27 protein-coding genes are annotated in these 25,985 nt (G+C 43.2%); 3 read left to right on the top strand and 24 right to left on the bottom strand.

The window, feature by feature from the left end:
- Positions 1-59 precede the first annotated feature (59 nt).
- From PGQ33_RS03540 to PGQ33_RS03520, 5 genes are all read right to left on the bottom strand, one after another.
- Positions 60-2,144 carry a sensor histidine kinase gene (locus PGQ33_RS03540; RefSeq protein WP_270205264.1) on the bottom strand — a complete coding sequence of 695 codons (2,085 nt, stop codon included), beginning with the start codon at positions 2,142-2,144 and terminating at the stop codon, positions 60-62.
- The gene (locus tag PGQ33_RS03535) at positions 2,116-2,823 is read right to left on the bottom strand and encodes a response regulator transcription factor (protein ID WP_117823222.1); all 708 of its coding nucleotides are present in this window, start codon (positions 2,821-2,823) and stop codon (positions 2,116-2,118) included. The genes PGQ33_RS03540 and PGQ33_RS03535 overlap by 29 nt, the downstream gene beginning before the upstream one ends.
- 159 nt (positions 2,824-2,982) lie before the next feature.
- Complete coding sequence (locus PGQ33_RS03530) at positions 2,983-3,678, bottom strand: hypothetical protein (RefSeq protein WP_270205263.1); 696 nt, start codon at positions 3,676-3,678, stop codon at positions 2,983-2,985.
- 125 nt (positions 3,679-3,803) lie between these two features.
- The gene (locus PGQ33_RS03525) at positions 3,804-4,844 is read right to left on the bottom strand and encodes a GH25 family lysozyme (protein WP_117834114.1); all 1,041 of its coding nucleotides are present in this window, start codon (positions 4,842-4,844) and stop codon (positions 3,804-3,806) included.
- Positions 4,845-4,857: 13 nt separating this feature from the next.
- Positions 4,858-5,151, bottom strand: a complete 294-nt coding sequence (locus PGQ33_RS03520; protein ID WP_173826027.1) for a phage holin family protein — start codon at positions 5,149-5,151, stop codon at positions 4,858-4,860.
- 537 nt (positions 5,152-5,688) lie between these two features.
- Between PGQ33_RS03520 and PGQ33_RS16945 the strand changes: the two genes are divergently transcribed.
- Positions 5,689-5,955 (top strand): tyrosine-type recombinase/integrase, encoded by a 267-nt coding sequence (locus PGQ33_RS16945; protein WP_334303943.1) that lies wholly within the window; start codon positions 5,689-5,691, stop codon positions 5,953-5,955.
- Positions 5,956-6,112: 157 nt separating this feature from the next.
- On the opposite strand, the gene PGQ33_RS03510 is transcribed toward PGQ33_RS16945, so the two are convergent.
- The 9 genes from PGQ33_RS03510 to PGQ33_RS03470 all read right to left on the bottom strand — a co-directional run bounded on the left by PGQ33_RS03510 (position 6,113) and on the right by PGQ33_RS03470 (position 14,575).
- Entirely contained in the window at positions 6,113-7,123 is a 1,011-nt protein-coding gene (locus PGQ33_RS03510) for a GGGtGRT protein (RefSeq protein ID WP_008375150.1), read from the bottom strand.
- A 60-nt stretch (positions 7,124-7,183) separates the two neighbouring features.
- The gene (locus PGQ33_RS03505) at positions 7,184-7,876 is read right to left on the bottom strand and encodes an iron-sulfur cluster assembly scaffold protein (protein ID WP_022220480.1); all 693 of its coding nucleotides are present in this window, start codon (positions 7,874-7,876) and stop codon (positions 7,184-7,186) included.
- A gap of 99 nt (positions 7,877-7,975) precedes the next feature.
- Positions 7,976-9,451, bottom strand: a complete 1,476-nt coding sequence (locus PGQ33_RS03500) for a GNAT family N-acetyltransferase (protein ID WP_182420256.1) — start codon at positions 9,449-9,451, stop codon at positions 7,976-7,978.
- Between the two features lie 43 nt (positions 9,452-9,494).
- A complete protein-coding gene (locus PGQ33_RS03495; RefSeq protein WP_117834109.1) occupies positions 9,495-10,745 on the bottom strand; it encodes a competence/damage-inducible protein A in 1,251 nt (416 codons plus the stop codon).
- 1 nt (position 10,746) lies between these two features.
- Complete coding sequence (pgsA, locus tag PGQ33_RS03490) at positions 10,747-11,289, bottom strand: CDP-diacylglycerol--glycerol-3-phosphate 3-phosphatidyltransferase (RefSeq protein ID WP_117834107.1); 543 nt, start codon at positions 11,287-11,289, stop codon at positions 10,747-10,749.
- Positions 11,286-12,626, bottom strand: coding sequence for a 30S ribosomal protein S12 methylthiotransferase RimO (gene rimO / locus PGQ33_RS03485; protein WP_117834105.1), 1,341 nt, complete (start codon positions 12,624-12,626; stop codon positions 11,286-11,288). The genes pgsA and rimO overlap by 4 nt, the downstream gene beginning before the upstream one ends.
- A gap of 118 nt (positions 12,627-12,744) precedes the next feature.
- On the bottom strand, positions 12,745-12,987 hold the full coding sequence (rpoZ, locus tag PGQ33_RS03480) for a DNA-directed RNA polymerase subunit omega (protein WP_022220478.1): 243 nt from the start codon (positions 12,985-12,987) through the stop codon (positions 12,745-12,747).
- A 16-nt stretch (positions 12,988-13,003) separates the two neighbouring features.
- Positions 13,004-13,627, bottom strand: coding sequence for a guanylate kinase (gene gmk, locus PGQ33_RS03475; protein WP_022220477.1), 624 nt, complete (start codon positions 13,625-13,627; stop codon positions 13,004-13,006).
- A 69-nt stretch (positions 13,628-13,696) separates the two neighbouring features.
- Positions 13,697-14,575: a YicC/YloC family endoribonuclease gene (locus tag PGQ33_RS03470; protein WP_008375132.1), complete on the bottom strand. Its 879-nt coding sequence runs from the start codon at positions 14,573-14,575 to the stop codon at positions 13,697-13,699.
- Positions 14,576-14,771: 196 nt separating this feature from the next.
- Between PGQ33_RS03470 and PGQ33_RS03465 the strand changes: the two genes are divergently transcribed.
- Entirely contained in the window at positions 14,772-16,508 is a 1,737-nt protein-coding gene (locus PGQ33_RS03465) for an Rqc2 family fibronectin-binding protein (RefSeq protein ID WP_117834103.1), read from the top strand.
- A 175-nt stretch (positions 16,509-16,683) separates the two neighbouring features.
- Here the strand turns inward: PGQ33_RS03465 and murI are convergent, their stop codons facing one another.
- Together murI and PGQ33_RS03455 are read right to left on the bottom strand one after the other, a co-directional pair.
- Entirely contained in the window at positions 16,684-17,466 is a 783-nt protein-coding gene (murI, locus tag PGQ33_RS03460; RefSeq protein WP_117834102.1) for a glutamate racemase, read from the bottom strand.
- A complete protein-coding gene (locus tag PGQ33_RS03455) occupies positions 17,447-18,031 on the bottom strand; it encodes a DUF3877 family protein (protein ID WP_117834100.1) in 585 nt (194 codons plus the stop codon). Before PGQ33_RS03455 ends, murI begins: the two co-directional genes overlap by 20 nt.
- Positions 18,032-18,245: 214 nt before the next feature.
- Between PGQ33_RS03455 and PGQ33_RS03450 the strand changes: the two genes are divergently transcribed.
- Positions 18,246-19,646, top strand: a complete 1,401-nt coding sequence (locus tag PGQ33_RS03450; protein WP_270205282.1) for an aldehyde dehydrogenase — start codon at positions 18,246-18,248, stop codon at positions 19,644-19,646.
- Between the two features lie 183 nt (positions 19,647-19,829).
- Here the strand turns inward: PGQ33_RS03450 and PGQ33_RS03445 are convergent, their stop codons facing one another.
- The 8 genes from PGQ33_RS03445 to PGQ33_RS03410 form a co-directional block, all read right to left on the bottom strand.
- A complete protein-coding gene (locus tag PGQ33_RS03445) occupies positions 19,830-20,384 on the bottom strand; it encodes a VanZ family protein (protein ID WP_270205262.1) in 555 nt (184 codons plus the stop codon).
- A gap of 632 nt (positions 20,385-21,016) precedes the next feature.
- A complete protein-coding gene (locus PGQ33_RS03440; protein WP_227084694.1) occupies positions 21,017-21,448 on the bottom strand; it encodes a DUF2752 domain-containing protein in 432 nt (143 codons plus the stop codon).
- A gap of 49 nt (positions 21,449-21,497) precedes the next feature.
- Positions 21,498-22,052: a hypothetical protein gene (locus PGQ33_RS03435; RefSeq protein WP_270205261.1), complete on the bottom strand. Its 555-nt coding sequence runs from the start codon at positions 22,050-22,052 to the stop codon at positions 21,498-21,500.
- Between the two features lie 252 nt (positions 22,053-22,304).
- Positions 22,305-23,096: an RnfABCDGE type electron transport complex subunit B gene (locus PGQ33_RS03430; RefSeq protein WP_008375116.1), complete on the bottom strand. Its 792-nt coding sequence runs from the start codon at positions 23,094-23,096 to the stop codon at positions 22,305-22,307.
- A gap of 18 nt (positions 23,097-23,114) precedes the next feature.
- Positions 23,115-23,690 (bottom strand): electron transport complex protein RnfA, encoded by a 576-nt coding sequence (locus PGQ33_RS03425; protein WP_008375114.1) that lies wholly within the window; start codon positions 23,688-23,690, stop codon positions 23,115-23,117.
- Positions 23,691-23,704: 14 nt separating this feature from the next.
- Positions 23,705-24,406: an electron transport complex subunit RsxE gene (gene rsxE, locus PGQ33_RS03420; protein ID WP_118198360.1), complete on the bottom strand. Its 702-nt coding sequence runs from the start codon at positions 24,404-24,406 to the stop codon at positions 23,705-23,707.
- Positions 24,399-25,001: an RnfABCDGE type electron transport complex subunit G gene (locus PGQ33_RS03415; protein ID WP_022220471.1), complete on the bottom strand. Its 603-nt coding sequence runs from the start codon at positions 24,999-25,001 to the stop codon at positions 24,399-24,401. The genes rsxE and PGQ33_RS03415 overlap by 8 nt, the downstream gene beginning before the upstream one ends.
- Entirely contained in the window at positions 25,001-25,972 is a 972-nt protein-coding gene (locus PGQ33_RS03410; protein ID WP_022220470.1) for an RnfABCDGE type electron transport complex subunit D, read from the bottom strand. Before PGQ33_RS03410 ends, PGQ33_RS03415 begins: the two co-directional genes overlap by 1 nt.
- Positions 25,973-25,985 lie beyond the last annotated feature (13 nt).

Here is a 25,985-nt window from a genome sequence, read left to right as displayed (position 1 = left end):
AAATAAATGGTACCAGATTCAGTTGTAAAAAAAATTGAATCCGGTACCATTTATTTTTCTTATGCTTCCTGCTTCACTGTCTCTTCTCCCGGCAAAGCCCAGCGGATTTCGGCTTTGAAGAGGTCTGCCTCGGTTTCGATGTGGAAGCTTCCACCCTGGAGACCTACGAAGCTTTTTACGATTGCAAGACCAAGACCGGAGCCTTCGGTATTGCGGGACTCATCTCCGCGGACGAAGCGTTCTGTAATTTCTTCCGGATTGAAGGTGAGCTCGGTTGCGGAAATGTTTTTCAGGCGGATAAATACATCTTTCTCCGTCTTTTCGATTTCCACATAAACTCTTGTTCCCGGAAGTGCATATTTTACAATGTTATTCAGAAGATTCTCAAAGATCCGGTAGGTCTTCTGACTGTCCAGTCGAAGAATCACCTTTTCCTCCGGGAAAGTGATCCTGAACTCCAGACCTTTTTCTTCGAACTTATCTTCCAGCTCAAATTTTACCTGTTTAAACAGATTGACGATATCCACGTTCATCAAATTCAGCTTTACATTCTGGCTGCTTGCTTTGCTGATCTCAAAGAGGTCTTCGATCAGGACTTTCAGACGCATAGATTTGCGTTCCAGAATATCAATATAATCCTTTCGCTTTTCCTCATCTTTCTCGTCTTTCAACAGATTCACATAGGTTATGATCGCAGTCAGCGGTGTTTTCAGATCATGTGATACGTTTGTGATCAGTTCTGTTTTCATACGCTGGCTTTTTACTTCTTCCTTTACCGCTTTCTTAAATCCGGTCTGGATCTTCTGGATTTCATTACGGAACGGACTGAACACACCAAGATCACCTTCAATTTCTACATCCAGATTTCCATCTGCAATTTTATTAGTTGCCTCCAAAAGCAATGCATATTTTTTCCGGAGATCATTAAAATATTTTTGCAGGATCAGAAATAGGATTACAGAATATACGATCAGTCCTGCAATTCCGTAATACCAGAACGAACAGATCACCAGCAGGATTGCGAAATTAAACAGCACGATTTTCAAAATAATCTTATTGTTCTTTTCCTTGAAATTGAACTGATCCAGAGAATGATAAAATGCTTCGATCTTATTCTTGCACCAACGGATACCACCTCGGATTCCGTTTCCGAATCTTCTCCAGATCCAGATCAGCAGAACTCTTTTTTTCACATATTCCTTTACTCCAAGAAGCCGGATCTGGCGTACACAGCCGGATACCCAGTACATGACTGCAAAGAAAACAAACCAGACCAGAAAATCGATTGGCCACACATTTCCTTTCGCGTGCGTAATCAGTTCTCCAAGATAGCTGAAAATCAGGCTAATTCCAGTAATACCAGTCGCTATCGCAATTTCAAATGGTACATGGAAAATTTTTTCATCTCCTGTATGCAGATCTTTCTTTATCGGAATCAGCCATGCCAGAAATGCGACCAACAATATAAGGGTCAAGATTGTATAAACCGCCGCGTTTCCCACCATTGAAGTAATCGGATATACCCGCATAACATAAGCATTCAGCTTTGCTTCCGTCATCATGAAATAATAGGTCCTGTCTTTTGGTGAAATATTTTCAATCTCACTTTCATCTTCATATTCAAATATTTTTTCCGGCAGATTTGAGGTCAGGATCTTCAGAACAGCTTCCTGTTTGGTTACTTCCGTTCCCATCACCTGATCAATCTTGATTTCACCGTTTTTGTCAAACGAGATCTTAATCCCAAGAGCATAATCTGCAAGCTCGGTATCTTTCACTTTTTTCCAGGAATCTCTATTCGACCGGTATCCATCGATTACCTCTCCGTTTGCATCCTGCACCTGGTAATTCATATATGCAATCTGCCGGTTAAATTTCTCATCAAATTCCGGATAATAATCATCCAGAAACTTTACGTTATATTCGTTTCCGGATTCTTTGGAATACAATACATAGCAGTCCCGGATAAATGTCTTCATAAAGGACTCACTCGTCCGGTAGTTCTGTGTCAGACTGTCCTGCTCCTTTTTTGCATTCTTATAAAAAGTATTATAGTTTCCTAACACGATCACCGTCGCAAGTAAGATTACACCTAAAATCAGGACAATCCCTAGTTTATGCCTGTTTTTCGATTTTGTATCCAACGCCCCACACCACCTTTAAATATTTTGGTTCTTTCGGGCAGCTCTCAATTTTTTCACGGATATTCCGGATATGGACCATGATCGTATCGGTATTGATCGCTTTTTCATTCCATACACGCTCGTAAATTTCCTCTGCCGAAAAAACTCTTCCAGGACTCTTCATAAGGAGAAGCAGGATTTTGTACTCAATCGGTGTCAGGCGCACCGGCTCTCCGTCAACCGATACCTCCACCGTTTCTTCATTCAGCTCCAGACCGCCGATCACATGGATATTCTGATTTTCTTCACGGTCTCTTAGCTTCTCTGCAAACATCCGGTATCTTCTGAGCTGTGAATTCACCCTCGCAAGAAGCTCCATCGGTGTAAATGGCTTCGTCACATAATCATCTGCCCCGATATTCAGTCCCATGATCTTATCCACTTCCTCTGATTTTGCTGACAGCATGATCACCGGAAAATCATATTTTTCCCGAAGCTTCATCGTCATACGGATTCCATCCATCCGCGGCATCATAATATCGACGATTGCAAGATGGATTTCCTCTTTCTCGATCACTTCCAGACCTTCAATCCCATCTGCCGCCTGAAATACTTCATATCCCTGACTTTTCAGGTAAATTTCCACACCTTCTCTGATTTCCTTGTCGTCTTCAACGACCAGTACATGATTCATTTCCATAACTGCTTTTCTCCTCTTTTTCTCATCCTTGACTATAGTCTATCTCTTAAAGCTAAAGAGAACCGGAATAGATTTCTAAAGAATTTCTAAAAAAACGAAAAAGCTTTTCAGCAAAGCACTGCTGCCTTGCCAAAAAGCCCATCACCATCAGATACTTATTTAATAACCATAATAGCTGATACCACCACCAACTACTACAATCAAAATAAAGAAGACCACAAGTACATACGAAATAACCTGAAGAATCAAGGATGCTCTGCAGTAGTTACGCCGGTTCAGATTACCACTATTACCAAACGCCCAGATAATATACAGGATCAGTCCCGCACATGGAATAATTCCGACAATCAGCGTCAAAAGCCATTCTCCGGTAGAAAGTGGCGATAGATCCATCTGCTTTGGCGGCATCTGATAATTGCTCTGGCTATTGTAATTGTTATTGTAGCCATTGGCATTAAAACCGGTATTATAACCACCATTCTGATACTGGTTGTCAGAGTACCCATTGGTATAAGCTTCGCTCTGATTGGTTCCGTTATAATACGAATTTCCGTTGTAAGTATTATTTTCATAAGTTCCATCCGAAGTTCCGGAATGGCAAGCGTTTCCGCCCAGTGCTGACTGTCCGTAGCCGCTTCCGTTTTCTGACTTTGGCATTTCACCGTAAGTATATGCCGGATGACTTTTTTCTTCCTGCTTTAAATTATCGTCCGCTGCCTCTTTTGGCACGCTATTGTCATTCTTTGCCTGCGGCTCTGCTTCTGTATATCCTGCATTGGGATCGGTGTAAGAAGATGTACTCTTTTCCTCCCCTTCACTATTCTCAGTTGTCTGGTCATTTAAGTTATTATCCATATCCCAAAACCTCCTGTGTATTCATTTTTTTCATCATAGCACACCAAAAAGCTGAAAACAATAGCTCTTTTTACCAAATTACTGAATTCAAAGACCAGATTCTGAATATCAAATCTATTAGCCGGTTATTCGATCCGCAGCCTCTGACCGACATAAATCAGATTCGGATTTTGTAGTTTGTTCAACCTTGCGATTTCCTGATAAGATGTTCCGTATATCGCTGCAATTTCCGAAAGCGTATCCCCGGATTTGACGATATGATACTTGTTTTCTTCGGAATTGACTCTGCTTTGTACTTCTTCATACCGTTTCCCCAGAACCGTTTTCCGCACTTCCCCGTTGCCATATTTCCCGGCACGCACTTCCTTTGCCAGTGTCTCTGTACTGGCACCAGAAATATAGTCGATCATCCCCTGCACTTCTCCATATCTGGTTCCAAGCCGGCTTTTCCGTTCTTCCCCATTTCCAAATTCTCCACGCATCGTCCAAAAAACCAGATCCAGCGTAGTTCCTTCCTGGTTTTCTTCCTCTTCAGAAGGTTTCTCTGGAGTTGTCTGGTTTCCTTTTCCAGCATACCGGCTCCACGCCTGCCGGTCTCCGTAGAATTTATTCAAATCCAGATTGCCATTCCATCCGCTTAATCTTCCCGAAGAACTGTACTGCCGCATCACACAGGCATATGCACCCTCATTCCATGGATTTTCCTGGTACCCGATTGGCTCCATACTCGCGTACTGCGCTACCCACAGTCCATAGTTTCCGATATTCTGCAACCGGCTCATCATACTTTGCTGCACATAAACCACAGGATTGACGCTGGTCTTTGTTGAAATATAATTACACCAGGCTTTCACCCATTCCCGGTCATTCACACCAAATGCCGGATTGGACCGCCCTTCCCAGTCCAGCACAAGCATTGCCTCCCCCACACGGCTCCCTGCATTCTTCAGAAAATATTCTGCCTCCGCCTGTATATTTCCACCAGACGCATAGTGATAAATGCCCAGGCATTTCCCTGTTGTTTTCGCCTGACGGTAGGCTCTTTCGTAATCCGGATTTACATAACCGGTTCCTTCTGTCGCCTTAATCACCACAAAATCACACGGGACAACCGCAAGATTGATCCCACTTTGCCAGTTGCTGATGTCAATTCCATTTAATGCCATACCACTTCTACTCCTACTCTTCTTTTCCTGCCTGCTTGATGATCTGATGAATGTAGGTACTCAGTCCTGCAACAACAATGCCCTGCGTTATGGATGCGAAAACTGCGGTCAACACATCCTGTGCTCCTGCGAAATGTGCGGTAGATGTCACCCAGATCCCGCAGATGATAATGCCTGTCGCCCCAAGCGTGATCGGAATATATTTATCTTTGATAAATTCTGCTTGCTTAAGTGCAATTCCGAAAAAGTATAGAACTGCGGTCACAATAAGCAGTTCCGGTTTTACATAATCCATAAGTTGCTCCATTATCTGGATAGCCTGCCTTTCTTTTTTAGAACTTTAAGGAAGATTTTATATATAAACGATTCAATCAGATGTGATATTAGTATATGTGAGAAATAGGATTTGGTGTCAAAAGAAAGTAATGTCCTGTTGGCTTAATTTTGCATACGTATTGATTTAATGCGTATCCTGATCACTTATATAACCGGCTAAAAGAGCTTTCATTTCCTCTTCAAAATAATTTACTTTTTCTTCACTCACTGCTTTTACCTCCATACATAAAAATAGAAGACTCAGCTATTAACCAAGTCTTCCGTAATGTTTTTAGTCTGTTATTTTAATTTCTTTAATATCGTGTTCATTAAACCCTATCCAGTCGCCAGGACGTTGAGGACAATCTTCGATACAAATTCCAGCTACTCCTTCTGGCTCATTATCTTCAGGATAAATATAGTCAGATACAATTCCCTCAAATATTTCGTTATCAATATCTGTAATTTTTACTCTTTTGACGTGTCAGCTGTATACGGTATATGACTACGTTTAAGTGCTCCATAAGAGTTGAACAGTGAATACTTATTTAATTGTACCGATACGAATACGGCAAAATCTAATTTAATGCTAACATATGATAAGTATAGACGTAGAATAGAAGCACTTGTTGATGCTTTAGAATTGAATCCAGATCACAGAGCTCACGATGGTAGAAATACTTTTATAACGATGTGTAAGAATGCTGGTGTTGACGAATACGCTATTAAAACAATGGTGGGTCACGAAATATACGACATTACTGAAAAAGTCTATACTAAGCGTGACCCACAATGATTACATAATGAAATACTGAAAATACAGTAGTTTTTTTGATATCTAGTGTATCAGTAGGGTGTATCAGTAATGTATCAGTAGTATATCAGTTACCTACTTTTACACACTTTTTACTACTATCTACTGCATTCACAAGCCCTTATTTTACGCGGTTTTCTTAGAATTTACCAGCTTTGTGAGCTTCCTCGATACTTACAGCAACAGCGACTGTCATTCCGACCATCGGGTTGTTACCTGCACCGATAAGACCCATCATTTCTACGTGAGCCGGTACAGATGAAGATCCTGCGAACTGTGCATCAGAGTGCATACGTCCGAGTGTATCTGTCATACCGTAAGAAGCCGGTCCTGCTGCCATGTTGTCCGGGTGAAGTGTACGTCCTGTACCACCACCTGAAGCAACTGAGAAGTATTTCTTTCCTGCTTCTACGCATTCTTTCTTGTATGTACCTGCAACCGGATGCTGGAAACGCGTCGGGTTTGTAGAGTTACCTGTGATAGAAACGTCAACGCCTTCTTTCCACATGATAGCTACACCTTCACGTACATCATTTGCACCGTAGCAGTTTACTTTAGAACGGAGTCCGTCAGAGTAAGCGATTCTCTGAACTTCTTTCAGTTCTCCTGTATAATAGTCATAGTCTGTCTGAACATATGTGAATCCGTTAATTCTTGAAATGATCTTTGCAGCATCTTTTCCAAGACCGTTCAGGATAACACGAAGAGGTTTCTGACGAACTTTGTTTGCTTTTTCAGCGATACCGATTGCACCTTCAGCAGCTGCGAATGATTCATGTCCTGCAAGGAAGCAGAAGCAGTCTGTTGTTTCTTCAAGAAGCATCTTTCCAAGGTTACCATGTCCCAGACCTACTTTTCTCTGATCTGCTACAGATCCCGGAATACAGAAAGCCTGAAGTCCTTCTCCGATTGCTGCTGCAGCGTCTGCTGCTCTTGTACATCCTTTTTTGATTGCGATTGCTGCACCTGTGATGTAAGCCCAGCATGCGTTTTCAAAACAGATTGGCTGAATACCTTTGATCTGGTTGTATACATCCAGTCCGGCATCCTTTGTGATCTTTTCAGCTTCTTCGAGTGAAGCAATGCCATAGCTGTTTAAAACTTCATTGATTTTATCAATTCTTCTCTCATATGATTCAAATAAAGCCATTTAATTGTCCTCCTGAAAATATTGTTGCCTATATAACCCGTTAATTACTTATGTATGTAATTAGTTTTTACGCGGATCAATGATCTTAACGGCATCAGCTACACGTCCGTACTGTCCTTTAGCTTTTTCCCAAGCTTCGTTCGGAGTATCGCCTGCTTTGACAAAGTCTGTGAATTTTCCAAGACTTACGAACTGGTATCCGATGATTTCATCATGGTCATCAAGAGCGATTCCTGTTACATAACCTTCTGCCATTTCCAGGTAACGTGGTCCTTTTGCGAGAGTTCCGTACATTGTACCAACCTGTGAACGAAGTCCTTTACCAAGGTCTTCAAGTCCTGCACCGATCGGAAGTCCTTCTTCTGAGAATGCACTCTGAGTTCTTCCGTATACGATCTGTAAGAAAAGTTCTCTCATTGCTGTATTAATTGCATCACAGACAAGGTCTGTGTTAAGTGCTTCCAAAATAGTCTTTCCTGGAAGAATTTCTGAAGCCATAGCTGCGGAATGAGTCATTCCTGAACATCCGATAGTCTCCACAAGTGCTTCCTGAATAATACCATCTTTAACATTCAAAGTGAGCTTACATGCACCCTGCTGTGGAGCACACCAGCCGACACCATGTGTAAGACCGGAAATATCCTTGATTTCTTTAGCCTTTACCCATTTTGCTTCTTCCGGAATTGGAGCTGGTCCGTGGTTTGCACCCTGAGCTACCGGACACATCATTTCTACTTCATGTGAATAAATCATGTTAAAACTCCTTTCAAATACATCTGTTTTTCTTTTATAAGGCGTTTGTGATTGTTTTAACACCATATGTATTTATTTTCGCACAATTTTCGACATTCGTCAATTGTTACTTTGTACAAGATTCCAGAACTCACTGTCTGTTTTATATTCAATTATTTCTTTCATAGTAAACGGCGCTGTGATCCATCCACTCTCCGCAGAAGATTTTTTTCCATCTCCCGGGTAATGGTAAGTAATTCCGATCTCAATTCCATCCTTATCTACAAAGAATGCATCAAAGTACCGGTTCTCCAGGATTTCCCCATTTAAAATCTGTCGGAAATCATTTAATTTCACACTGCTTAACACCTCTGCCGATGGTGCTTCACCCTTCATCTTTTTCATCCAATCGTGCATAAATGCATCGCTTAGATCCACAATATCTGCCACTTCAAACTGCTTTGCGTCAGAAATACGGATGTTGCGGGTACGGAGGTCACAATACTGCGCAGAAGTATTTCCTGCATAATAAATATCATTGAATGCTACGCTGATAAAATCTTCTCCTGCATAAGAAACCTTGTACGTTACAAGACTTCCTAAAAACGGGTTCGATTCCTCCAACATTTTCTCTTTCATAGAATCACTCGGAGCCAGATATAAGGTATTGACCGTACTCATCGCACAGTCCTTCAGCATTTCATTGATCTTGTCAATATTTTCACCTTCCACACCTGTGATCTGCGGATATTTGACATCAAACTGCATCGGATATTCGCCTTTATTTCCATTGGAAAAATAAGTGTAATTTTCCTCCGTGATCGTATACGGCAGATTTTCTGCCTCGTAGTCTTCAATTGCCTCGATTCCCTGTGCTTCTTCAGAACTGCTGTCCTTATTATCCTCTTCATTTCCATTACTGCCAAAGATATCGTCAATTTCTCCGTCCTCATCCGGGTTATATTCAAAAAACTGTGACGAATCCTCCTGTTTTCCTTCACCACTCGCAAAATTGCTGATGATTTTTCCGAAAAGCAGTCCCAGGAATATCAGAAAAATAAGTACGGTAACTGCGATCCCGATAAAAAGTCCCGTATGTTTCTTTCCATTATAGAAAGATCTTACATTTGCCGGTGATATCATCAAATCCATCGGAACAAAACGGATCCCGTTCTTTTCCTGAACCGGTGCCAGATCCCGGAATCCCATATGGTGATAAGCTTCCGTACTCACAACCGATGCATTGACCGTCATACGCATCAGAGCAAACTGCATCGTACAGTATCTGCACATTTCACCAACAAGAGCCTTCGCAATCCCTTTTCTCCGCAAATCCGGGCGGACAAACAGAAGGGAAATATGTCCATCCCTCCGCACGGCTCCGACACCGCCAAGATCCTGTCCTTCTACCGCGCCAAAGACGATCATCTCTCCGCTTTCGACAAGAGGCATAAAATTCTCCATCTTGATAAAACGGGCAAATTCCTCGATTCCCTGCTGTGTACAGGAATTGGCGTTTTCTCTGATAAATACATCCCATACCAGATGCAGACCTTCCACAACCTCCTGACTGCTATATAGTCTTTTTATGATCATTTTTCTGTACCTCATCTTTTCCAGAATGAACTGGTTTTCTCTCTTACGCCCTCTTTAAAAGTTCTTCCCGCAAGAGCGTGATCGCACGTGCAACCGCATAGTCCCGGTTCTTCTCACGATTGCCGGTAAAACGGTACTCTCTTACCGTTACCTCTCCATTTACCGCACATCCGATATACACAAGTCCGACCGGTTTTTCCGCTGTGCCGCCGCCAGGTCCTGCGATTCCGGTTACACTAAGTGCCGCATCCGCACCTGCCGCCTTTGCTGCGCCAAGTGCCATCTCCGCTGCTGTCTGTTCACTGACTGCCCCGTAGGTTTCCAGTGTCTCATGCTTCACACCAAGAATCTTTTCCTTCGATGCATTCGCATAAGTAATATATCCTTCATTGTACACGCCGGAAGCTCCCGACACATTCAGAAGTCTGCCAGAAAGCTTTCCTCCTGTACAGGATTCTGCCGTTGTCACAGTCATCTTCTTCTCTTCCAGAAGACGGATCACCGACTCTTCCAGTGTCACATTCTCTTCGGTCGTATAAACAGCATCACCAAAACGCTTCTTCATCTCTTCGATCATCGGCCCCATCAGTTTTTCTGCCGCTTCTTCAGAGCATGCTCTTGCAGTCACACGAAAATGTACCTCTCCTGTCTTTGCATAAGGCGCAAGCGTCGGATTGGTCTGTGCATCCATCAGATCCGCAACCATGGTCTCTGCCCTGCTTTCCCCGATCCCGCACACTTTTACCATATGGGAATAGATTCCCTCCGGCTGCTTTTTATTGAGGTACGGTGCAATGTCATGTTCAAACATCGGCTTCATCTCATTCGGAGGCCCAGGGATCAGGATCGCTGCTTTGCCGCGCTCTTTATCCTCCAGGATCAGTCCAGGTGCCGTTCCGTTCAGATTGTCGATCACGATCGCGCCTTCCGGAACCAATGCCTGCTTCCAGTTATTCTCTGTCACCTTTTTACTCTTAATCTTCTCAAAATAGTCCCGGATTCGAGTCCTGGAATGTTCATCCATATAAAGTTTTCTGCCAAATACCTTTGCGGTTACTTCTTTTGTCAGATCATCCTTGGTAGGGCCAAGTCCCCCTGTCAGAATTACGATATCAGCGCGCTCTATTGCCTGGCGGATTGCTTCTTCCATACGCTCTTCATTGTCACCGACAACAGTCTGGTGATATAAAGAACAACCTAGCAGAGCACATTTCTCTGCTAGGTATGCTGCGTTTGTATTCACAATGTTGCCAAGTAAAATTTCAGTGCCGACAGAAATCAGCTCTACAACCATTTTACATGCCTCCCTGTGTTAATACCTGTTTGTTCTTTGCGATATAATCAATCAGTGAAACGACGGTCAGGATCAGTGCTACCCATGTAAGGACTGTTCCTGCAACATTCCACACACCGCCCAGATCCATGATCAGCACAATGATCAGTGCCATCTGTGATACGGTTTTAAATTTGCCCCAGTAGCTTGCCGCAATGACGATTCCATTGTCAGAAGCAACCAGACGGAATCCGCTAATGATAAATTCTCTGGCAATGATCACCAGAACAACAATGACATTCAGTCGGTTCATAGATGTCAGACAGATCAGCGCGGTACATACCAGCAGCTTGTCTGCAAGCGGATCCATAAATTTACCGAAGTTCGTTACCAGGTTGTACTTTCTGGCAATTTTCCCATCCAGCATATCCGTCAGGCTGGCAACACAGAAGATCACAAGTGCGATCCACTTATCTGCTGCTCCGGTAATATCAAATAACATAAACACTACAAAAAACGGAATTAAAATCACTCGTAAAATCGTTAACTTATTTGGTAAATTCATAATAACTCTCCTATCAAATCATAATCTGCTGATCCGGTCACTTTTACCTTTGCAAAATCTCCCGACATCAGTTCTTCCGATGTGTTCACAAAAATAAGTCCGTCTACATTCGGCGCATCCCGGTAGGTTCTTCCCACATAGGCATTCTCATCTGCTACCTTGCCTTCGATCATCACAAGCAGCTCTTCCCCAATCCGGTCTTCTGCCTGGTCAAATACGATATCCTGCTGAAGTTCCATGAGCTCTGCCTGACGTTCCTCTTTGACTTCTTCCGGGATCTGATCCGGCATAGATGCTGCAGGAGTATCCTCTTCCGGTGAGTAGGTAAATACGCCAAGTCTGTCGAATTCCATCTGATCCACAAAATCCATCAGCTCTTCATGCTGTTCCTGTGTCTCTCCCGGGAATCCGGTGATCAAAGTCGTGCGAAGTGCGATATCCGGAATCTCACGGCGAAGCTTCTCAATGGTCTCGATGAGCTGCGCTCTGGAAGTCCGTCTTCCCATTCTCTTCAGGATACCATCGCTTGCATGCTGGATCGGGAGATCCAGATAATGGCAGATCTTTGGTTCTTCCTTGATCACCTGAATCAGCTCATCCGTGATCTCCTCCGGATAGCAGTATAAAATACGGATCCAGCGAAGTCCACTGATCTTGCAGAGCGCTCTCAAAAGCTGTGGAAGCCTCTTCTTCCCGTACAGATCGGTTCCGTACATGGTGGTCTCCTGCGCTACCAGGATCAGCTCCTTCACCCCTCCGTCTGCCAGATTCTGCGCTTCCTCCAGCAGATGCTCCATCGGTACACTCCGGAAATCTCCACGTACCTTTGGGATAATACAGTAAGTACAGTGCTTGTCACAGCCTTCTGCGATTTTCAGATAAGCGAAATGTCCGCCGGTCGTCACCATACGGTGCGTGTCTGTCACCGGGAGATAATCCACATCCTTCATGGTCAGGCGCACATCTCCGCGCTCCATCGGACTGTCGCTTAAAACTCCATCGATCACGTGTGCGATCTCTTCATAAGAAGTCGTTCCGAGAACCGCATCAACCTCCGGAATCTCCTGAATGATCTCTTCTTTGTATCTCTGTGCAAGACAGCCTGTTACGATCAGGGCTTTTAATCTACCGGTCTTCTTCAGTTCTGCCATCTCAAGAATATTCTGGATACTCTCTTCCTTTGCGTCATGGATAAAGCAGCAGGTGTTAATGATAATGACATCTGCCATTGTCTCATCGTCCACCATCTGATGACCGTCCTTTGCAAGAATCCCAAGCATGACCTCCGAATCCACAAGGTTCTTGTCACAGCCTAATGAAATGAATAATATATTCATAAAATAAATTTCTCCTCAAGCATAATTTCTGGGCGGCAGGGGAAATCATCTTCACCGGAAAATAAAATCCCCTATCATAAGAATACCCCGCAGACAGCTGCAGGGTATCGAACTTCTTTTATTTATCTGCGTCTTCTGCAATAATTTTGATCTTTCCACTGTTCAGCTCATCAATTGCAATAGAAAGCGGTTTTTCGCCGTCCTTAACAGGAACAAGCGGCATCTCGCCGTCAATGATCTGTCTCGCTCTCTTTGCTGTTGCAAGAACGATAGAATAACGACTGTTGACAATCTTAGTTGCGCCTTCTTCCACGTCCTGATTGACTACTTTCATCAAATCGGTATATGATGGATGTAACATAAATTCTGCTCCTTTCCTACAGTTCCTTCAGTTCTTTTCTGATATCATCTATAAAGTCAGCATTCCGGCTTACCCGGTCATGCTCACCCTGAATAATGCTGTGCATCTCTTTTGCGCAGCGCTCCAGGTCATCATTGATCACAAGATAATCGTACTTCTCTACGCCCTGTGATTCTTCTACGGCCCGCTTCATTCTCGAATCGATCACTTCTGCGGTCTCGGTTCCCCGTCCTACCAGTCTGTCTTTCAGTACCTGCGCACTCGGCGGAGTCACGAACATCAGCAAGGTATCCGGATACTTCTCTTTCACTTTCAGCGCACCCTGGATCTCAATCTCAAGGATCACATCCTTGCCTGCCTCTAACTGCTCCATAACATACTGCTTCGGAGTTCCATAGTAGTTTTCTACATATCTAGCATACTCTATAAGCTCATCACGCGCAATCATTTTTTCAAATTCTTCTTTGGTTCTGAAAAAATACTCTCTTCCATCTTCTTCCCCGACACGAGGCTGCCGCGTGGTTGCAGAGATCGATAATGCATAATTATCATAGTCCTGCATCAGCTTTTTCATCAGTGTTCCCTTACCGGCTCCGGAAAATCCGGATACTACAATAAGGATTCCTTTTTTTTCTCTCATAATCAGTTCTCCTGCATACTCAGACATTGAAATGTTATTTTAACACATCTTTTTACATTTTTCAAAGCTTTATTCAATATTTTGAATCTGCTCACGGACTTTCTCAATCTCAGTCTTCAGATCGATCGCATAATTGGATACTTCCAGATCATTTGCCTTGGATAAGATCGTGTTCGCCTCACGGTTCATCTCCTGCGCAATGAAATCAAGCTTGCGTCCGATTCCCTCTGTCTGTTCCAGAGTTTCCTTCATATGCTTGATATGGCTTTTCAGCCTTACCACTTCTTCATCTGTACAGATCTTGTCAGAGAAGATCACAACCTCAGCCGCGATCCGTCCTTCGTCAATCTGGGTGTCCCCAAGAAGTTCCTTCACTTTCGTTTCCAGCTTCTCCCGGTATTCAGCAACGATCTGCGGAGATCGCTCTTCAACCCTGGCAACAACTTCCAGCATTCCATCCAGCTTACCAATGATATCCTTTTTCAGGTTCTCACCTTCTGTAGTCTTGGTCTGTACAAACTGTTCGCATGCGCCTTTCATTGCTTTTTCAAGACCACTCCACAGTTCTTCCTCATCCACAGACTGTTCTTCCATCGTAAGGACTTCCGGGCAGCGTGCAAGTGTGGATACCCGCACATCATTGTCAAGCCCAAACTGTTCTTCCATCTGCTTAAAGCTTGCCATATATTCTTCTGCCAGCTTCTGGTTATATTTCAAAGTCATCTGGCTTTCTGTCATATCTTCATACCCGATGAAAATATCAATCTTTCCTCTCTGCACATACTGCTTGAGCAGGTTGCGGATCGCGGACTCAAAGAAGTTAAGCTTCTTTGGCATACGGATATTCACATCCAGGTAACGGTGATTAACCCCCTTCATTTCTACGGTAAATTTGCGGTCTGCTTCGGCGATCTCACACCGTCCAAAGCCTGTCATACTTTTTATCATTTGATTTTCCCTCTTCTTACTGACCTTTTAAGGGCCGTTTTACTATCGATTATTATAGTTCATTTACACTTACTCGTCAACCGGGTGACAGGGCATTTTCACTTGTCTATGCATGCCTCTCTATGCTATAATGAGCCCATTGAAAAAAGAATGTGCCCTGGCATATTCCCGGATAAATATGAGGTGAATTTTTAAAATGGCTTTTGATGGAATTACAATCGCAAATATCGTAAAAGAATTAAATGATACCATCCTGAACGGACGGATCGCCAAGATCGCACAGCCGGAAAATGATGAACTGCTTCTCACGATCAAACCTGCAAAAGGACAGGTAAGACTGGTCATCTCCGCAAGTGCATCCCTGCCGCTGATCTATCTGTCCAGAGATAACAAACCAAGTCCGATGACTGCGCCGAATTTCTGTATGCTTCTGAGAAAACATATTGCAAATGGCCGCATCGTAGGCATTTCTCAGCCTTCCCTGGAACGGATCATCCGCTTCGAGATCGAGCACCTGGATGAACTTGGAGATCTGTGCCGCAAATCCCTGATCGTTGAGATCATGGGCAAGCACAGCAATATTATTTTCTGTAATGAAAAAGGAATGATCATCGACAGTATCAAGCATGTTTCCGCGCAGATGAGTTCTGTGCGTGAGGTTCTTCCGGGAAGAGAATATTTTATCCCGGATACTATGAAAAAAGAGAATCCACTTGGCATACCGGAGGAAAATTTCACACAGGAACTTCGCTCCAAACCAATGCCGGTCGGAAAAGCGATCTACAACAGTTTTACCGGAATCAGTCCGGTTGTCGCCGAAGAGATCTGCTATCTGGCAGGAATCGACTCTTCTGTTCCGGCATCGGAGATGTCCGGTGATCTGCTGGCTCATCTGTACCGGCAGTTTACCTATTTTATGGAGCAGGTGACAGAAAGCAAATTCTCTCCTGCTATTTATTACGATGGAAATGAGCCGAAAGAGTTCTCATCTCTTCTGCTCACCCACTTTTCCAACTATCAGGTAAAATCTTATGATTCGATTTCCGAAGTGATCCGGACTTATTATTCTTCCCGTGATCTGATCACCCGAATCCGCCAGAAATCTTCGGATCTGCGCCGTGTGGTTCAGACAGCACTGGAACGTAACCGCAAGAAATACGACCTGCAGTTAAAGCAGCTTCGCGATACGGAAAACCGCGATAAATACAAGGTATACGGGGAACTGATCCACACCTACGGTTACAATCTGGAAGAAGGTGCAAAAGAACTGGAAGCACTCAATTATTATACTAACGAAATGATCAAAATTCCGCTGGATCCGCAGAAAACACCACAGGAAAATGCAAAGAAATATTTTGACCGGTATAATAAACAAAAACGTACTTTCGAGGCTCTTTCAGAACTGATCAAAGAAACGAAAGATGAGATTGATTATCTGGAGTCAGTCAGCAAATCCCTGGATATTGCACGAAGCGAGGATGACCTGATCCAGATCAAGGAAGAACTGATCGAAAGTGGATTTATCCGCAGAAAGCAGTCTGCCAAAAAGGTGAAGATCACAAGCAAACCGTTCCACTATATTTCTTCAGACGGTTTCCATATGTATGTTGGAAAAAATAATCTTCAGAACGAAGAACTCACCTTCCATTTTGCAAATGGCGGGGACTGGTGGTTCCATGCGAAAAAAGCACCAGGTTCCCATGTCATCGTGAAGACGAACGGGGAAGAACTTCCGGACCGGACCTTTGAAGAGGCAGCCAGACTTGCTGCGCATTACTCGAAGAATTCCGGGGCTGAAAAGGTGGAGGTTGACTATGTAGAGAAAAAGCAGGTTAAAAAACCAAATGGAAGCAAGCCTGGGTTTGTCGTGTATTATACCAATTATTCGATGATGATAGATAGTGATATTACTGGGATTCAGGAAGTACAATAAGATAGGTTGTGACACCACCAGAGAAGAATTAAATTCACCCCATTCCAAATTGTGCAAAGCATTCCGATGAGCCTCTTAGTGCGAGAATCGTGTTCAGCAAAGGCTTCCACGATTCTTGAGTCTCATCTCCATTGCACAAGATAGGAATGGGGTGGATTTTATTCGATATCAGTATTTACTTGATCTCATATACTTTATCTAACTGCGTCATACATGCCTGGATTTTCTTCATGCCTTCAGCGTCGGCTGGGGTTCCGGAGAAATAGTAGGTGACTTTGCCTGGGGTGCCTGGTCTGGTTTGTTCGGAGAGAACTCTTTTTAGCTGGCGAAGGGTGCCTTCGTTGCCGTCTACAAAGTGGATTTCTCCCGGGAAAATTTTACGGAAGGATTGTTTGAAGTAGTTGAAGTGAGTACAGCCAAGTACGACCGCAGCGTACTGGTTGAGTGTATAGCTCTGAAGGCTGTTTTTCAGGTATTTATCTACTTCCGGGTCCTGGAATCTTCCGGCTTCGGCAAAGCGGACCAGTTTTGGAAGTGGCGCAAGGTCTACTTCGTGTTCGGTATCTACTTTTTCCAGAAGGTTGTGTAATTTTTCTCCGGCGATCGTAACCGGTGTTGCTGTTACCAGGATCCGTTTCTGCATATCCTGATAGAGCTTGAGCGCGCGCTTGACTGCCGGTTCCATACCGACGATCGGTACGGCAAATTCGCCTCTGAATTCTTTCGTTGCCACGCTGGTTGCCGTATTACAGGCGATTACGATTGCATCAACCTCCTTCGCGATCAGGAAATTCAGAACCTCTTCTACATATCCTTTGATCTGTTCCCTCGTCTTTTCTCCGTATGGAACATGCTTTGTATCCGCATAATATATAAATTCTGCTTCCGGCATCTTTTTCAGTGCGCGGTGAAGCACAGAAAGTCCGCCGATCCCTGAATCATATATTCCGATTTTCATTGGTGTTACCTCGATTTCTTATTTTCTTATCTGGTTTAAATCCAAAATCTGCATAATCTTCCGGCAGGAAACGATGATAAATAATATGGCATCCTTCATCTTTAAAGCAATAATAATACTTGTCTTCTCCCTCTTCAAACCGGATCATCCGGTCAAATTCTCCATTGTCCATAGGTTCTGCCACGATCTTGTCTGAATGAGAACGGAACAATACTTCGATATCTTCCATCGTGCAGCCATGCTTTGCGACAAGTTCCACCAGCTCTTTGATAAATTCATTCGGTTTCATATTTTCATGTACATATTCCGATGCATTTTCCGATAAAGCAAAGCAAAAACGGTCCTTTGCATGTGTAATCCCGACTTCCCCGAAAATATCTTCTGCTGCTTTCGGAAAATCTGCAAGGAGCTCCTGCATTTCTTCCGAATCTGCATTCGTCTCCATAAAATGATTCAGTGAACTGAGCGGATAATAAAGCCGGATCATCTCTTTCCGATATCCGAGCTTTGCCTGCTCTTCCTTTACCAGATCGATTAAACTTTTTTCCAAACGCTCGTATCCCATATATATTAAAACTCCTGTCTTGATAAAATTATGTAAGTCTGCTGCTGCAAACAAAAATATTTTATCACATTCTTTCCATTTTCGCCACTCACACCGTTGAAGAATTCCCTTATTTTCGTTATCATAAAAGAAATATACATTATTTTCAGTATAAAAGACTCTTCAAGAATATAAACACAATTTGGAAAACAGGAATCGAAACTTAAATATCCAGATACCTGGGAGGTTAAAACACATGGATGAACAGACAATCAGACAGCGGATTTCCACGCAGCGTGATTTTTTTGCAACCGGCGCAACACTTCCGCTTTCTTTTCGATTAAAACAATTAGAACAGCTAAAACTTGCACTCAAACGCCATGAACAAGATCTGTACACAGCACTAAAAGCGGATCTTGGAAAAAGCCGGATGGAAAGCTATATGTGCGAAATCGGTCTGACGCTTTCCGAGCTTACCTGGATGCAAAAGCATTTACCAAAGCTGATGCGCTGTAAAACCGTCCCTACTCCGCTGGCACACTTCGCCGCCAAAAGCTTTCAATCGCCATCCCCCTACGGAACCGTACTGATCATGAGTCCCTGGAATTACCCGGTACTCCTCACTTTAGAACCGCTGATCGATGCGCTCGCCGCCGGAAATACCGTCATCCTGAAGCCAAGTGCTTACGCTCCACACACTAGTCAGATTCTGAGTCAGCTTCTCAAGGAATGCTATCCGCCGGAATATGTAACGATGATCACCGGAGGCCGGGAAGAAAATCAGGCGCTCTTAAACCAGCGTTTTGACAAAATCTTTTTCACCGGAGGAAAAACGGTTGGAAAAGAAGTCCTTCGTCATGCCGCCGAATACCTGACTCCCGTCACTCTAGAGCTTGGTGGGAAAAGCCCGTGTATCGTGGATTCCACGGCGAAAATTTCTCTCACCGCAAGACGGATCGTATTCGGAAAATACCTCAACTGCGGACAGACCTGCGTTGCTCCGGATTATATCCTCTGCGATGCTTCTGTTCGAAACCAGCTGCTTCAGGCACTGGAAAAAGAAATCCACCGGCAGTTTGGCAAACAGCCTCTTCAAAATCCGGATTATGGGAAAATCATCAACGAAAAACATTTTCACCGGCTGCAGAACCTGATTGCTGCCGATAATCTGGTCTGTGGAGGTGAGTCCGATCCGTCTGCCCTGCGCATTGCCCCGACCATCCTAAAAGATGTCACCTGGGACGATCCGGTCATGGGCGAAGAAATTTTCGGACCGATTCTTCCAGTACTTACCTATTCTGACCTGAATGATGCAATCCGGCAGGTCGAATCCCATCCACACCCGCTTGCACTCTATCTTTTCACCGAAGATCCTGCTGCCAAAAAGAAAGTCCTTGCCAGATGCCATTTTGGCGGCGGCTGCATCAACGATACCATCATCCACCTCGCCACCAGCCAGATGCCGTTCGGCGGTGTCGGAGAAAGCGGCATAGGATGCTATCATGGAAAAGAAGGATTTGAATGCTTCACACATCAGAGAAGCATAGTCGATAAGAAAACCTGGATGGATCTGCCGATACGGTATCAGAAGTACCGGTTCTGGAAAGAAAAAATGCTGAGAGGCTTCCTGCGCTAGGATTAACGCGGGAAGAGCTTCCCAGCAGATATAACATCACGAACTTACCTTCTCAATCAGACACTGATGTTCTATCACATCAAAAGGGCTCCTCATCATAAATATCTGCCGCAATTATCCAGAATGCTCTGTACTCCCCGCAAATCGAATATTGAAATTCCAGGAAATTATTTCTGGATAATATCAGCACTTTTCACTCAGACATGTTCTGAGACACTTGCATACGATCTTCCATATCGCCCATCCGATAAACATCCCAACTGTATTTGTTACCACATCATCCAATTGTAAATATCCTCTCTGCGTAATATGCTGTGTGATCTCTATACCACAGGAACATAAAAAACCAATCAGCACACATTTCCAACCGCTTCTGACTTGTTTAAAAACTATTGGTAACAATACACCAAAAGGAATAAACATAATAATATTCTCAATAAACATAGCATGCATATGGAAAGAATGTCCCCATGTTTCAAATAACACTAAACTAATTTCTTTCCTGCTCCCCGCTTCTCTTGAAAAAAAGACAGTCTGAAAGGTAACAATAATATAGGCAATAAATAATATCCAAGCAATTCTATATTTTTTATTAATTCCATTATCCTTTTCCTGCTTTTGAGAACCTTTCTTATACACCCAACTAATAAAAAGTACAAGACAAGCACTAAAAATGATTGCCGGAATCAGCCACATTACTGGTTGATTAAAATCTTGAATTATTATTTTTTTGTACAACTTGATTTTTAATCACCTTCCTTTTTAGTATCATATCAAATCAATTATTTCAGATATTTTTATTCTTTCTTCCTTCAACAGGCTCACTTCAATTACAACAATGGTATCGCATACTTTTTCATTTTGTGCCTCCAAACGATTTTACCACTTATCCAAGATTGTTTTCAATATTATCTTTTAGTAATAATTATATCCTAAAATAAATTTCTAAATTCCACCTCTTCGTCTCGGAATGAATGACTCATCCTTGTCCACAGCTTTGTTCTTATATTTTCTGATGCTTCTTCTGTTTTTTATTGCTTCGATCATTTTTCCTCATATTCTCCTTAACCTCGTCCGGTACATCGATCAGACCGAACCGGTAGAACATTCCGTATATGATTAGGGTGTCAAAATAGTAAAAAAAGTTGCGATATTTTGATAAAGTTTTACAGTTAAAGCACCTAAATCCGTTATGCCTAACTTGACGAAATATGTTAAAAATGATAACATTATTTATGTTGTAGAAAAATACTGGGTAAAAAAGAAAGTCGCTTATGTGGAAGATAAGCGACATTTGTTTTTATAATTAATCCAAAAAAGTGCCGCTCCATCATCGTTTTGATGACTTCGCGGCACTTTTATATACTCTACTATAAATAATTTCTTCCACTTCTAATTATCTCCCACACCCGGTATCCCACGCTTCCATAGTAATAACTCATCGGAGCATCTCCCGGAAAATACCTTACCATTCGGAACACATAATATAGAATCAGCCCTACGCACAGAAGAATCACCCATTTCCCAAGACTCTTCGTTTCTTTTCTCTGTATATATCTCCGCATGCCAAACCATCCCACCAGAATAATCACACCATAAATAAACGGATGCATTTTCCATGCCCCGGCAAAGTCCCCTCGCAGCACCATAAACATCGCTCTTGTAAGCCCGCATCCCGGACAAGGAAATCCCGTCATGATCACCATTGGACACAGACTGTATAAAAACTTTCTTCCTATAACAAAATAAATTGCAAATACAAGAATCGCAATGCGGATATTCCATAAGTCCTGTAAAAGCATCTTTATTCCTGCTATTAATCTATTTTTCACAAAAGTATTCCCAACTTTCTTACTGAGGTGCATCTTTTTTCAAAATATCCTGCACATAATCAACCGGTCTTTTTACTGCTTCCGAAATCATTTCATCTGTGCATTTCATTTCATGTAAACTCCAGATAAATTTAACCGTTGTCTCCTCTCGCCCTTCTTCTCTGCCTTCTTCTCTCCCTCTTCTAACTAATATATCACTAAACCCTGTCATCGTCATAGCCACATCCTCCTTAAATTCCTCTTCCCATTCAATATGTGAATATGTCTCTATTTCTTCTATATTTCCCACAAATATCTGATTAAGATAATCAAATATCCCTGCATCTTCGCCCCGTATCCGATATTCATCCGTCTCCGAAACCGGTGCGTCACTGACAACCTCATCCGATGTAATCGATGCCAGATCCAGACAATTCAGGATCTCTTCCTGAGAACACCCTTCAAATTCCGGAATCACCATCTCCATAATCGGCACAATGATCTCTTTGCTCTTAAAGAGTTTCTTCACGCCCTTGTCATACTCTGCGCCAATATTTACAGATGATGCAATGTCGTATTTTGTCTCTATTTTCATTTCTATTTTGGATGATTTTCCACCTAACCGTCAACCAATATATTTTCTTTTCCTTCTCCATTTTTTCTATTATAACATACCCCACGATATTCTAAAAATTAAATTTTCCTAACTTTCTCTTTCCATCCTTTCATCCTTCCGCAGTCGAATGAACTCAATAAAAAAAAGGATCCGGATGCATTTGCAGAAGCCTAAGAAAAACTTGTTCTTAGCCTCCGAAACAGCATTCGGATCCTTTTTTTCATTATTTATTTACTTAATGATCTTCTTCGGACATTTCTCCGCACATTTTCCACAGTTTGTACATTTTTCCGGATCAATGTGTGCGATGTTATCTACTACATGTACTGCATCAGATTCACATACTTTTTCACACATCTTACATCCGATACATCCTACGGAACATACGCTCATAACGTCTTTTCCTTTATCTTTTGAGCTGCACTGTACGAGATGTTTCTGTTCATAAGGTACAAGCTCGATCAGATGTTTTGGACAGGTGGCGATACATTTACCACAGGCTTTACATGCTTCTTTGTCAACTACTGCAATTCCGTCTACGATATGGATCGCATCGAACGGACATGCCTTTACGCAGCTTCCGAAACCAAGACATCCGAAAGAACATCCTTTTGGTCCGCCATTCTGCATCATGGCTGCCATCTGGCAGTCTGTAATTCCTGTATAATCATATGCCTGTTTTGCTTTTTCGCAGGTTCCTGCACATTTTACAAATGCAACTTCGTGTACGCTTTCACCGGCTTCTTCGCCCATGATCGCTGCGATCTTTGCTGCTACCGGAGCACCGCCGACCGGACACTGTCCGACCGGAGCTTCTCCTTTTGCGATAGCTGCTGCAAGACCGGAACATCCGGCATATCCACATCCACCACAGTTGTTACCCGGAAGTTCTGCGAGAATCGCTTCTTCTTTTTCATCTACTTCAACTGCAAATTTCTTGCCTGCAATTCCAAGGAAGACACCGATGAATACGCCGGTACCGCCTACGATAAGTGCAGCAATCAATACTCCTGTTATACTCATAACACGGTCCTCCTTCTGTTAAATGATTCCTGAGAATCCAAAGAACGCGATGGACATCAGTGCTGCTGTAAGCAGTACGATCGGAGTTCCCTGGAAAGACTCACTGATATCGTTGTATTCGATCTTCTCACGGATACCAGCCATGATCACGATCGCGATCGTGAATCCGACTGCTGTGGAGAATCCGTATACAACACCTTCAAGAATGTTATATCCTTTTGTTACACAGTTCAGTGATACACCAAGTACTGCACAGTTTGTTGTGATCAACGGGAGATATACACCAAGTGCATTATAAAGCGGAGGCATAACCTTCTTGAGGAACATTTCTACAAACTGAACGAGTGCTGCGATAACCAGGATAAATACGATGGTCTGCAGATACTCAAATCCTGTCGGATGTAAGATGAACTGGTAGATCGCACCGGTAATGAAAGATGCGATTGTAATAACGAAAACAACTGCGCCGCCCATACCGGCTGCTGTCTCAATTTTCTTAGAAACACCAAGGAAAGGACAGATACCGAGGAACTGGCTGAGTACGACGTTGTTAACAAGCGCCGAACCAACTGCTATAATAAGTAATTCTTTCATCTCTTATCTCCCTCCTATTCCTTTTCCTGACCTGTCGGGAACACGTGTCCGTCGCATCCGCCGCATGAAGCACATCCGCCTTCACAGCATCCCTGCGCTTTGACAACTTTCTTTCCTTTTGCTTCCAGTTTCTTCATGATCTTGTTACGTGCAGCAACAAGGAATGCAAGAACAAGGAATGCACCAGGAGCAAGGATAAAAATAGTAACAGGTTCGTAGATATCAGGCATAACCTGAAATCCGAATAATTTTCCGGAACCAATCAGCTCTCTGACGATACCGATGCAGGTAAGACCAAGTGTGAATCCAAGTCCCATACCAATACCATCAAATACAGATGGAAGGACCGGGTTCTTTGATGCATATGCTTCTGCACGTCCAAGGATGATACAGTTAACTACGATCAGAGGAATATATACACCAAGTGATGCATAAAGACTAGGTACAAAACCTTCCAGAAGGAACTGTACCACGGTAACAAGTGTTGCTACGACTACGATGAATGCCGGCATACGAACGGAATCCGGAATGATCTTACGCAACAGAGAAATCAAAAGGTTGGAGAAGATCAGTACCACTGTGGTAGAAAGTCCCATACCAATACCGTTGATTGCGGATGTTGTAACCGCCAGTGTCGGACACATACCAAGCATCATAACAAAGGTCGGGTTTTCTTTTACAAGACCATTATAAAGTCTTTCTGTACATTTATTCATTTCCACTACCTCCTAACGCTGTCTGGTAATATCCAAGTGCTGTGTTGACAGCTCCTGTGACTGCACGGGAAGTGATAGTTGCACCACTCAAAGCATCGATCGGCTGTCCGTCTCCGCCATCTTTGGATACATAGAATTTTTCAGCCTGCTGTCCTGCAAACTGGTTGTAAAAGCTTGGTTCTTTCGCACGCATACCAAGACCTGCTGTCTCGCTGATGGAAAGGAAAGAAATGCCATTTACCGTACCGTCACTCATGATACCGACTGTGATCTGGATATCTCCGCCGTAACCATCTTTGTCGGTTACTGTTATAACATAACCAGCTTCGCTCCCATCCATAACAGCAGAATAGACTTCATCTACTGTTGCATTCGTTCCCATCTTTTTGATTGCTTCTTTGGCAGCTTTCTGATCTACGTCCATTGCCTCAAAGGAATCTGCTTCCGGATAAACGGCCTGACAGGCTTCCTGTTTCTGCTTTGCCTGTGTCTGTGCGATTGGACCTTTTGTCACTTCGTAAGCAGCTCCAAGTACCAGACCGGATACAACGGTGATTGCTGCAAGGATCAGTGTATTTTTGATAATCTTATTCATTATTTTTCTCCTCCTTTACCGAAAGGCTTTGGAAGAGTAACTCTCTCGATCAGCGGTACAAGAAGGTTACTGAAGATGATCGCATAAGATACACCTTCTGCTGAACCACCGAACAAACGGAACAGACCAGTCAGACATCCAAGAAGGATACCATATACGATCTGCCCTTTTTTGGTGATCGGGGAAGTTACATAATCGGTTGCCATAAACCATGCTCCAAGCATCAGACCACCACCGCAGAGTTCTGCTGTCATGTACTGAACATTGAAGAATCCAATTCCATCTACAAATCCACCGAAGATTCCGATGAAAAGTGCAAATGTCACAATATATGTACCCGGGATACGAAGATCAATGATTCCTTTGAGGATCAGGATGATCGCTCCGATCACGATTGCGATAACGGATGTCTCACCGATGGTTCCGGCAATATTTCCGATCAGCATGTCCATGCTGTTCACACCGTCAAGTGCTGCATTTCCTGCTTCGATATTAGCACGGATCGTTGCCAGTGGTGTTGCACCGGATACGCCGTCATATACGAAGCTTGTCATTCTTCCTGTGAAGGAAATAAGAAGGAAACATCTTGCTCCAAGTGCAGGGTTCATGAAGTTCTGTCCCAATCCGCCAAAGAGCTGCTTTACAACCAGGATCGCGAATACACTTCCGATGATTCCCATCCAGATCGGGGCTGTCGGCGGAAGGTTGAGTGCAAGCAGAAGTCCTGTAACTGCGGCACTGAAATCCTTGATCGTAATCTTTTTATGCATCAGTTTTTCGTAAATGTACTCCGTAAGAACTGCTGCTGCTGTTGTCACAATAACAAGCAGCCATGCATGTGTGTCACGGAAGTTGTAAATTCCAAAGAAAGTTGCCGGTAACAGAGCGATGATAACCCACAGCATGATATTGCCGGTTGTCTCTTTAGAACGGATATGTGGTGAAGATGATACTTTTAACTGTTCACTCACTTTTGTTCACCTC

The organism is Coprococcus sp. AM100_B19A (assembly GCF_027662015.1).
Lineage (GTDB): Bacteria > Bacillota > Clostridia > Lachnospirales > Lachnospiraceae > Allocoprococcus > Allocoprococcus comes.
Note: the sequence above shows the minus strand (reverse complement) of the source record. Positions and strands in the feature narration are given on the sequence as shown.